At 69.9% G+C, this 9,122-nt stretch carries 10 protein-coding genes and 1 pseudogene; 10 read left to right on the top strand and 1 reads right to left on the bottom strand.

Features of this window, described 5'->3' with window-relative positions; translation table 11 throughout:
• The 5 genes and pseudogenes from AC08OQ_RS08640 to AC08OQ_RS08620 all read left to right on the top strand — a co-directional run.
• Positions 1–314 (top strand): annotated as a pseudogene (locus tag AC08OQ_RS08640) (LysR family transcriptional regulator); the annotation flags it as partial.
• A 280-nt stretch (positions 315–594) separates the two neighbouring features.
• Complete coding sequence (locus tag AC08OQ_RS08635; RefSeq protein WP_476605452.1) at positions 595–2,364, top strand: AMP-dependent synthetase/ligase; 1,770 nt, start codon at positions 595–597, stop codon at positions 2,362–2,364.
• 128 nt (positions 2,365–2,492) lie between these two features.
• Entirely contained in the window at positions 2,493–2,669 is a 177-nt protein-coding gene (locus AC08OQ_RS08630; protein ID WP_476601474.1) for a hypothetical protein, read from the top strand.
• Between the two features lie 53 nt (positions 2,670–2,722).
• Entirely contained in the window at positions 2,723–3,982 is a 1,260-nt protein-coding gene (locus tag AC08OQ_RS08625; protein ID WP_476601481.1) for a beta-ketoacyl-[acyl-carrier-protein] synthase family protein, read from the top strand.
• Between the two features lie 161 nt (positions 3,983–4,143).
• Positions 4,144–4,377, top strand: a complete 234-nt coding sequence (locus AC08OQ_RS08620) for a hypothetical protein (protein ID WP_476605453.1) — start codon at positions 4,144–4,146, stop codon at positions 4,375–4,377.
• A 92-nt stretch (positions 4,378–4,469) separates the two neighbouring features.
• On the opposite strand, the gene AC08OQ_RS08615 is transcribed toward AC08OQ_RS08620, so the two are convergent.
• Complete coding sequence (locus AC08OQ_RS08615; protein WP_476605451.1) at positions 4,470–4,991, bottom strand: DUF4389 domain-containing protein; 522 nt, start codon at positions 4,989–4,991, stop codon at positions 4,470–4,472.
• 696 nt (positions 4,992–5,687) lie between these two features.
• On the opposite strand from AC08OQ_RS08615, the gene AC08OQ_RS08610 reads away from it, so the two are divergent.
• From AC08OQ_RS08610 to AC08OQ_RS08590, 5 genes are all read left to right on the top strand, one after another.
• A complete protein-coding gene (locus AC08OQ_RS08610) occupies positions 5,688–6,098 on the top strand; it encodes a hydrogenase maturation nickel metallochaperone HypA/HybF (protein WP_476601476.1) in 411 nt (136 codons plus the stop codon).
• Positions 6,050–6,472, top strand: coding sequence for a GTP-binding protein (locus AC08OQ_RS08605; protein ID WP_476601477.1), 423 nt, complete (start codon positions 6,050–6,052; stop codon positions 6,470–6,472). The genes AC08OQ_RS08610 and AC08OQ_RS08605 overlap by 49 nt, the downstream gene beginning before the upstream one ends.
• A complete protein-coding gene (locus AC08OQ_RS08600) occupies positions 6,462–7,463 on the top strand; it encodes a hypothetical protein (RefSeq protein WP_476605450.1) in 1,002 nt (333 codons plus the stop codon). The genes AC08OQ_RS08605 and AC08OQ_RS08600 overlap by 11 nt, the downstream gene beginning before the upstream one ends.
• A complete protein-coding gene (locus AC08OQ_RS08595; protein ID WP_476601479.1) occupies positions 7,460–8,047 on the top strand; it encodes a hydrogenase maturation protease in 588 nt (195 codons plus the stop codon). Before AC08OQ_RS08600 ends, AC08OQ_RS08595 begins: the two co-directional genes overlap by 4 nt.
• Positions 8,044–9,122, top strand: a 1,079-nt coding sequence (locus tag AC08OQ_RS08590) for an NADH-quinone oxidoreductase subunit B family protein (RefSeq protein WP_476605449.1), incomplete at its 3' end; no start/stop codon positions are given. The genes AC08OQ_RS08595 and AC08OQ_RS08590, both read left to right, overlap by 4 nt.

The raw sequence follows: 9,122 nt of genomic DNA, 5'->3' as shown, positions 1-9,122 counted from the left end.
CGACCAGGCCGGTGGTGGCCTTCGCGTCGGCGGATCGCGGCGCGCACGTGCCCACGAAGGGCCCCGTCGCGGTGCGGCTCGTCGATCCGGTACCGACTGTCGGCGCGTACGCGGTCTGGCCTCCGGATCCGCAGCCCGTCGTCACGGCCTTCCTCAACAGCCTCGACGCCGCCGGGCCGTTCCTGGGCCCGCCGTCCCTGGATCCGTCCAGGTCAGACGAGCCGGCGACCGGCCCGGCACCAAGGCCGCGGAGCACGCCCGCGGCCCTGACCTCGGTGACCGCCGGTGCGTGCTCGCTGATCCGGCAGGCCTGAAGACCGGCACGTTTGAAGATCGGTACTCCTGAACAATTGATCGATCAAAGAAAACCATCGTGGCCAGCTCCACAGCGACGTCCGTACCCATTCACATGGGCTGGAAAGACGGTTAGCATGAAGAAGTGGCTGGGCTTGTCCCGTTCCACTCGCGGTGCCATTCGGAGCGATGGGGCGATGTCGGAACGTCTTTGTCATCGTCTTTTCTGCCGCATTTAATAGGGGGTTTTTCGTCGACCATCCGGGCTGATCTATGCGTGTCCGGGAACGGGGATCAACTGTGAACATTCTGCGGGTGCCCGGAGGTACTGAGCTGCCCGCCGACCGAGGGTTGGCCGCCGCCGTCCTTACTGAGGTCGCCACGGTCGCCGACCGGCCGGTCCTGGCCCGCCAGGTGGCCGGAGGCTGGCGCGATGTGACCACGGGCCGGTTCTGCTCAGACGTCGTGGCCGTCGCCAGGGGCTTGGTGGCGCACGACGTCGGGGTTGGCGACCGGGTTGCGATCATGGGTTGGACCGGTTACGGCTGGGCCGTTGCCGACTTCGCGATCTGGAGCATCGGCGCGGTCACCGTCCCCGTCTACCCGACCTCCTCGGCCCACCAGGTCGACCACATCATCAGTGACTCCAAGGCCTCGTGGTGCTTCGTCGAGACACCCGACCACGAGCGCCTGGTCCTGTCCGCGGGTCTTCCCGCGACGCACGTCTGGTCCCTGGACGAGGCTGTGTCGGCACTCGGCACCGCCGGTCAGTCCGTCGCGGAGTCCGAGGTGCTCCGGCGCCGGGACGCGGTCCGGGCCGACGACCTCGCGACGATCCTCTACACCAGCGGGACGACCGGCGTGCCGAAGGGCTGCCTGCTGACCCACGCGAACGTCTTCTCTGCCGCCGTCAACTCGGTGGAACGGCTGGACTCGGTGATGCGTCCGGCCACCGGCTCGGCCAATACCATTCTGTTCCTCCCGCTCTCGCACGTGTTCGGGCGCGTAACCATGATCGGGTGCCTGTGGGCCGGAGTGCGGACGGCCCTGCTGCCGGACCCCGGGGGCCTCGTCGCGGCGCTGCACATCTTCCGCCCCACCTTCCTGATTACTGTTCCGTCGGCGCTGGAGAAGATGCGCAAGGGCGCGCGGGCGGCGGCGGGCGGACTCTCGGGGCGCCTGTTCGCCGAGGCCGAACGGACCGCCTGCGCGCTGGGTCGGGCCCGGCGTGGGCAGGGCGGCCTGGGGCTCGTCACGCGGCTTCAGGCCCCGCTGTTCGACCGGCTGGTGTACCGCCGGTTGCGCGCGGCGTTCGGCGGGCGACTGCGGCACGTCGTGTGCGGGGGAGCGACGCTCGACCCCTCCACGGCCGAGTTCCTCACCGGGGTCGGGGTGTACGTCCTCGGCGCGTACGGGCTGACCGAGGCGTCGACGGCCGTCAGCATCAGCGATCCCGGGCTCGACCGGCCGGGCAGCACGGGCCGTCCGCTGCCGGCGACCACCGTCGCGATCAGCGACGAGGACGAGGTCCTGGTGGCCGGGCCGCAGGTCTCGTCGGGCTACTGGCCGGATCGGACGGGCGTGCACGAGCCGTGGTTGCGCACCGGTGACCTCGGTCGGCTCGACGACGAAGGGTATCTCCACATCACCGGTCGGATCAAAGAGATCATTATCACCACCGGGGGGAAGAACGTCTCGCCGGCACCGCTGGAGGACCGCATCCGGCTGCACCCGCTGGTCAGCAACGCCATAGTGATCGGGGAGAACCGGCCGTTCGTGACGGCCCTCGTGACCCTCGACCGGGCCGCCGTACAGGCCTGGGCCCGGCGGGGCGGTCACGAGCTGGACGAGGCCGCCGCCCACACCGACCCTCGGCTGGCCGCCGAGGTCAGCGCCGCGGTCGACGCGGCGAACGCGCAGGTCTCGCGGGCCGAGTCGGTGCGGAAGTTCCGCCTCCTGAGCCACGACTTCACCATCCAGGGCGGCCAGCTCCCCCCGTCGTTGAAGTTTCGCCGTGCCGTGATCGAGGAGGAGAACGCCAAGGAGATCGAGGAGCTGTACGCGTCCTGACCGCCCGGCACTGGCCCGGCACTGACGTCCGCCCGCCTGGATCTCGGCGCATCGAAACGGAGCCGCACGTGGATTCCGCCGCACCGCCCCTGGGAGCACCGGATCGGCCCGTACAGTCCGACCCGGGCATGGAACCGCCCGACCACACCTGGCTGCGCGGCCTGGTGAGCAAGGCGTTCACTCCGCGCACGATCGAGGGGATGCGGCCGCGGGCCGAGCAGGTCGTCGACGACCTGCTGAGCCGCCTCATCCACCGGGGCCTGACGTCGCTGCCGCTGAGCCTCACTCCCGGAGGCGTCGCGTGAGCATCGAGACGACCGACCCGACGGCGGACAGGCGGACGACAGCCAGGCAGGGGGTGGACCGGCAGGGGGTGGACCGGCAGGCGGCGCGGCAGGTGGTGGTCACCGGTCTCGGGGCCACGACACCGCTCGGCGGCGATGTCGCGTCGACGTGGAGTGGCGTGCTGGCCGGCCGGTCCGGGATCCGCCGGCTCGATGAGCCGTGGGCGCAGTCGCTGCCGGTCCGCATCGCGGCGCCGGTGGCCGTCGAGCCGCCGCTCGGCCGGGTGGAGGCACGCACGCTCGACCGGGGGCAGCGGCTCGCCCTCGTCGCCGCCCGGGAAGCCTGGGCCGACGCGGGCACCCCCACGCCGGAGTCGGAACGTTTCGCCGTCGTCGTCGGCTCCGGGGTCGGCGGCCTCACCACCCTGCTTGACCAGTACGACGTGTTCCGGGAGCGCGGGGCGCGCCGGGTGTCCCCGCACCTGGTGCCGATGCTCATGCCGAACGGACCGGCCGCGGCGGTGGGTCTCGCGCTCGGTGCCCGCGCCGGGGTGCACGCTCCGGTGAGCGCCTGCGCGTCCGGTGCAGAGGCCATCGCCACCGCGGTCGACCTGATCCAGGCCGGTCGGGCGGATGTCGTCGTCGCCGGTGGAACGGAGGCCGCCGTCCATCCGCTCCCGCTCGCGGGATTCGCGCAGATGCAGGCGCTGTCCCGCCGGGAGGACCCGCCGGAGTCGGCGTCCCGGCCGTTCGACAAGGCCCGGGACGGATGCGTGCTCGGCGAGGGTGCCGGGATGTTCGTCCTGGAGGCCGCCGAGCACGCCTGCGCTCGCGGCGCCCGGGTCTACACGACCGTGGCCGGCGCGGGGGTCAGCGCCGACGCCTATCACGTCGCCGCCCCCGACCCGACGGGAGCCGGGGCGGCGCGGGCCGTGCGCCGGGCGTTGCACGCCGCCGGTCTTGACCCGGCGGACGTGGTGCACGTGAACGCGCATGCCTCAGGGACACCGGCTGGGGATCTCGCCGAGAGCCGCGCGCTGCGCGGCGCGCTGGGCGCGGCGCTCGACGGTGTCGCGGTGACGTCGACGAAGTCGATGACCGGACATCTGCTGGGCGCGGCCGGCGCGGCCGGCGCGGTGGAGGCGGTGCTCTGCGTGCTGACGTTGCGGGAGCGGACGGTCCCGGCGACCCGCAACCTCGAGGCGATCGACGACGAGATCACGCTGGACGTGGTGACGATGGACAACCGGCCGATCCGGACCGGCGCGGCGCTGTCGACGTCGTTCGGCTTCGGCGGCCACGATGTCTGCCTCGCCTTCATCCCCTGGCCCTAACATCCCCTGGCCCTGACCGTCGGTCGCCTCGCCGTGGTCGGTACGTCTGGCCCGAGCGGACACCGGGCGGCCATGGCGGGACCATCGGGTGCGCACGATGCTCAGAAAGTCGCCATGCACATGTTGCCAAAGATCCGACTAGCCGTAACCATCGGCCCGTGATGTCCTACGAACAGGTACTGCAGGTGTCCGATCCGCTCGAGCGAGCCGCGTTGGCAGATGATCTGATGTGGGCTGATCATCCGCGCAGGCTGGATCTGCGCACAGCACGTGGGGTAGCCATTCGAGAGGCGTTGGAGACGGGGCGGTCGGCCGACGACGTCGCTCGCCGACTCGTCGTCACCGTGGCCGATCTGACCTGGATGGCCGCGCCTGCGGCATCCGCCGTAGCTTGATCCGTCGAGGGCCGGTCGGACAACGGCGTCCGCCGACCCGAACCCCACTGCCGGTCGTCCACCCTCGGAACCGTGCCGTCGTCCGTGGCCTTTCAGGGCCGCAGTCGGAACGGTGGGTAGTCGTCCGTGGTCAGAATGATCGCGTAGCAGACCACCCGGTTCGTCCAGCGCAGCACGCCGACGACGAAGTCGAACAGTCCCCGCGGGAGGCGTCCGGTGAGGAGCACGGCGAACCAGCCGACGATCATCGCCGCCACCGTCGCGATGTACAGGAAGAACAGCGCGATGTAGTGCGGGACCGCCAGCAGCCACTTGACCAGGGGTAGCCAGCGGTTCAGCCGCGCGGCGTCCGGATAGGGAATCGTCAGGTGGACGGCCTGTTCGTCCTCCGTCGAGGGATATTCGTCCCGCAGCAGAGTGAGATAGGCCACGACCCGGTTCGTGAAACTCAGTAGGGCGACATGCCAGTCGAACCACCACCGCGGGTACCTCTGTCGGAAAAGAATCAGCAGCAGGGGAGCGAAGAACAGCAGCCCGCCGCCGAACACCGCGCTGTTTCTGTCGTATCCTGTACCGCCGACTGCCGCGAGGACGACCGCGATCGGGATGACCATAAGAATTCGAAAGAACACGGTGAGTCGATCGCGCTCCCCTGCCGGGTAGTCGACCTCGAAGGGGACGTAATGAAGTAACTTGCGCGTTTCGAACCCTCCACAGGCCTGTGACCTGCGATGATGCTCTCGATCGCGTATTTGTTACTTCATTACGTCCCCATAGCCGGGGTGTCGCGGCTCTACGCTGAATGTCTCCTGGTCGGTCATGGCTGCTCCCTGGTAAATCGGTAACCTCGTCCTGCTGGCTCATTGTCGGTCGGCGGTGCCGGGCGCGAGAGAGCCATGGGTCCCCCTTTTTCGGTCGGATCGGACCGAGGCGGCCACGGCGAACCATCCGGCTGATGGTATTCTTTGCCGCCACCCTGCCATCAGCAAGATTGGTGCGGAATATGCCCTTTTGTGCAGTCCTGTCGTTTTTATCGAGAAGAGGGCATCGAGAAAGGGACGCTGTCAGCAGAGTGACGACGGCCATGATCTGTCAGGTCGCCCGCGAGGACTGTCCTCAACGCCGGGCGGTAGTCCTCGACACCGAACGGGTAGGGAGACCGACGGGCCGGCCGCGAGCGGCGGCGCTCCAGTGATGCCGCGGAGTGCGGGCCGCGCCGGAGCAGGTGCGGGCGCCGGTCGACGAGGACAGGAACCCCGGTGGTGTGAACGCCCGACGTCACGGCCGTGCCGGGCGCCGAGGAGCCGCGGATGCACGAGCTGGCGATCATCCAGAACGTCGTGGACACGATCGTGGAACGGATCGGGGCGGCGCGGGCCACGGCGGTTCACCTGGTCATCGGGCAGGTGTCCGGCGTCGTGCCCGGCTCCGTCCGGTTCTGTTTCGACCTGGTGGCAGCGGGCACGCCGGTCGAAGGCGCTCGCCTGGAGATCGACGAACCGCCGGGCCGTGCCCGTTGCCGGCGGTGCGGCGTCACGTTCGAGGCCGACGACCTCCTGCTCCTGGTGCTCTGCCCGTGCGGCAGCGCCGACGTCGAGGTGGTCGGTGGCGACGAGCTGATGATCGAGGCGGTCGAGGTGACACCCGTGCCGAGCGGCGGAGGTGATGTGGGATGTGTGGAACCTGCGGGTGTGACGACGCCGCGCCGCCGCCCCGACTAACCTCCTTCACCTCCGTCGACCCTGTTGGCCCGGTCGGCCCGGTCCTCGTCAGTCCCGGCCCGGCGCATGACGGCCACGCGCATGACGGGGGGACCTCGTCGCGCACCGTGGTCGTCGAGGAGCGGGTGCTGGCCAGGAACGACATGCTCGCCGAGGCGAACCGCCGCCGCCTGCTCGCTCGTGACGTGCTGGCGATCAACCTGATGAGCTCGCCGGGATCGGGCAAGACGACGCTGCTGGAGCGGACCGTCCGCGAGTTCGGCGTGAGCGTGCCGATCGCGGTGGTTGAAGGTGATCAGGAGAGCATCCGGGACGCCGAGCGCATCCGGTCCACGGGGGCTCCCGTCGTCCAGATCAACACTGATGGAGATTGAGCCGTTGGACGATCGCGGCAACCTGGCGGGCCGCGACGTTGGGCGCGGCGGTGCGGGTCGGGTGGTTCGCCGGCGGTGGCCGGTCTCGGCGACGGTCCGGGTGTCCGTGACGCGGGCCGCGGCTCCCTTCCGGCTGTACCGGCTGCGCCTGGCCGTCGAGAACACGGTGGCGGACGTCCCCGTCGGCGCCGCGCGACCGATGGCGCTGTGCCGATCGATGATCGCGACACACAGCCTCCTGGGTGTGCGCGGGGGACGGTTCCTCTCGCTGCTCGATCCGCCGACCTGGGCCGCCGGGGCGACACGGGGGTGCGAGAACATCCACACCTTTCCCGTTCTCGCCGGTGCCGACGGAGCGCCGGATGTGATGCTATCCTCGCCGATTATCCTGTACGATCATCCCCGGATCGCCCCCGAGAGCCCGGGTGACCTCTTCGACGCCACCGAGATCGATGAAATCCTCTCGCTGCGCACGCTGGCTCTGACCGACGACGAGAAACACGAGGCCCGGGCGACCGATCGCCGCGCCGCGGAGATCATCGACCGGGTCGACGGCATCCCGCGGGACACCCTCGCCCGCCTGCATGGTGCCGTCCGGTCGCTGCGACCGATTCCGTCGTCCGGGGCCGCACCGGCCGGCGTACCGGTCGCCGCCGCGACCACGCGATGGTGGGAGCCGGAGGCGGACCGGTCGGTCCGTCCGGACAGCGACAGTGTTTCCCTGGACGGCGTGATGATCGCCAAGGGCAGTCGGGTCCGGCTGCATCCCCGTAGCCGTGAAAGTGGCCGTGGAAGCGACGCGCACGACATGTTTTTCATGGGGCGAGAGGCCCGGGTTCAGGCCGTCTTTCTGGACGTCGACGGCGCCTGGCACGTCGCGGTGTCCCTGGACGACGACCCGGCCGCCGATCTGCACCGGTGGTACGGCCGTCATTACTACTTTGCACCCGAGGAGCTGGCACCGCTCACCGACGGACCGGGTGCGTCATGAGCGGGCCGGCGCCCACCCGCGCGGGTCCGTCTGCGGGTCCGTCCGCGGGCCCACCGCGCGTCCTCGTGGCCGGGATCGGCAACCTGTTCCTCGGCGACGACGGATTCGGGGTGGAGGTCGTGCGCCGCATCGACCCGGCGGACCTGCCGGCCGGGGTGGACGTCGTCGACTACGGGATCCGCGGCGTGCATCTCGCCTATGAGCTCCTCGACGGCCGGTACGACGTGGTGATCCTCGTCGACGCGGTCTCGTCGACCGATCCACCGGGGACTCTCACGGTGCTCCGGCCCGAACTTGACGGGGCCGGCGTGGACGACATCCCCGTCGACGAGATCCCCGTCATGGACGCCCATGGCATGTCTCCCGACGTGGTCCTGCGGTTGCTGCGGGGCCTCGGTGGCGATGTCGGCCGAGTGCTGGTCGTCGGCTGCCGACCCGCCGTCGTCGAGGAGCGGATGGGACTGTCCCGCGCCGCGGGGATGGCCGTCGACGACGCGGTGCGGCTCATCGCGCAGATCATCCGAGACCCCGGCCCGTGGGATCCATCCCCAGCATCCGCCAGTAGGAGGGAGAGGCCAAGATGACGGCCACGAACCCGCAGTCCGTGACTCCGCAGCCCGGGAGCCCGCGACGCGGCGGTTTCGACGAGGTGCACATCCTCTGGATCTCCGAGGGGATGAGCTGCGACGGCGACACGGTGTCGGTGACCGCGGCCTCCCAGCCGGCGATCGAGGATGTCGTCACCGGGCTCGTGCCGGGATTGCCGACGGTCCATCTGCACAACAAGGTGCTGTCGCCGACCGTCGGCGGGGAGGAGTTCCTGGCCCCGTACCGAGCCGCGGCCCGCGGTGACATCGAGCCGTTCATCCTCGTCATCGAGGGCTCGATTCCGAACGAGAACATCCACGGCGACGGGTACTGGACGTCGTTCGGGAACGATCCGGACACCGGCCAGCCGCTGACCCTGAACTGGTGGATCGACCGGCTGGCCCCCAGGGCGTGGGCGGTCGTCGCGATCGGCACCTGCGCCGCGTACGGCGGGATCCACGCGATGGCCGGCAACCTGACCGGGTCGATGGGCCTTGCCGACTACCTGGGCCATGACTTCACCTCCGCCGGCAACCTGCCGATCGTCAACGTCCCCGGCTGCCCGGTCCAACCGGACGACTTCATGGAGACGCTGACCTGGGTGCTTTACCACGCGGCGGGCGCGGCACCACCGCCACCGCTGGACGACCAGCTCCGACCCCAGTGGATTTTCGGCCGGACCGTGCACGAGGGCTGTGACCGGGCGGGCTACTACGAGCAGGCCAATTTCGCGAAGGACTACAACTCGCCGAAGTGCCAGGTGAAGATCGGCTGTTGGGGTCCGGTGGTGAACTGCAACGTGCCCAAGCGCGGATGGATGGGCGGGCTGGGCGGCTGCCCGAACGTGGGCGGCATCTGCATCGCCTGCACGATGCCGGGATTCCCGGACAAGTTCATGCCGTTCATGGACATGCCTCCGGGAGCGAGCCTGTCCTCGCTCGCGATCAAACCTTACGGGTCGTTTATCCGCAGGCTGCGTGGCATCACCAATGCGACGGCGAACACCGAGCCGAAGTGGCGGCACAACCGGGAGCTGCTGACCACCGGCTACGACCCGCGTTACCGCCCCTA

This window comes from Frankia sp. CcCS3 (assembly GCF_977927575.1).
This window is presented reverse-complemented; position numbering and strand designations above follow the sequence as displayed.

Excerpts from the sequence above, each read along its gene's own strand:
- AC08OQ_RS08630 (WP_476601474.1), top strand. The coding sequence starts at position 2,493 with ATGGAACCGCCCGACCACACCTGGCTGCGCGGCCTGGTGAGCAAGGCG.
- AC08OQ_RS08620 (WP_476605453.1), top strand. The coding sequence starts at position 4,144 with ATGTCCTACGAACAGGTACTGCAGGTGTCCGATCCGCTCGAGCGAGCC.
- AC08OQ_RS08615 (WP_476605451.1), bottom strand. The coding sequence starts at position 4,991 with ATGGTCATCCCGATCGCGGTCGTCCTCGCGGCAGTCGGCGGTACAGGA.
- AC08OQ_RS08610 (WP_476601476.1), top strand. The coding sequence starts at position 5,688 with ATGCACGAGCTGGCGATCATCCAGAACGTCGTGGACACGATCGTGGAA.
- AC08OQ_RS08605 (WP_476601477.1), top strand. The coding sequence starts at position 6,050 with ATGTGTGGAACCTGCGGGTGTGACGACGCCGCGCCGCCGCCCCGACTA.
- AC08OQ_RS08600 (WP_476605450.1), top strand. The coding sequence starts at position 6,462 with ATGGAGATTGAGCCGTTGGACGATCGCGGCAACCTGGCGGGCCGCGAC.
- AC08OQ_RS08595 (WP_476601479.1), top strand. The coding sequence starts at position 7,460 with ATGAGCGGGCCGGCGCCCACCCGCGCGGGTCCGTCTGCGGGTCCGTCC.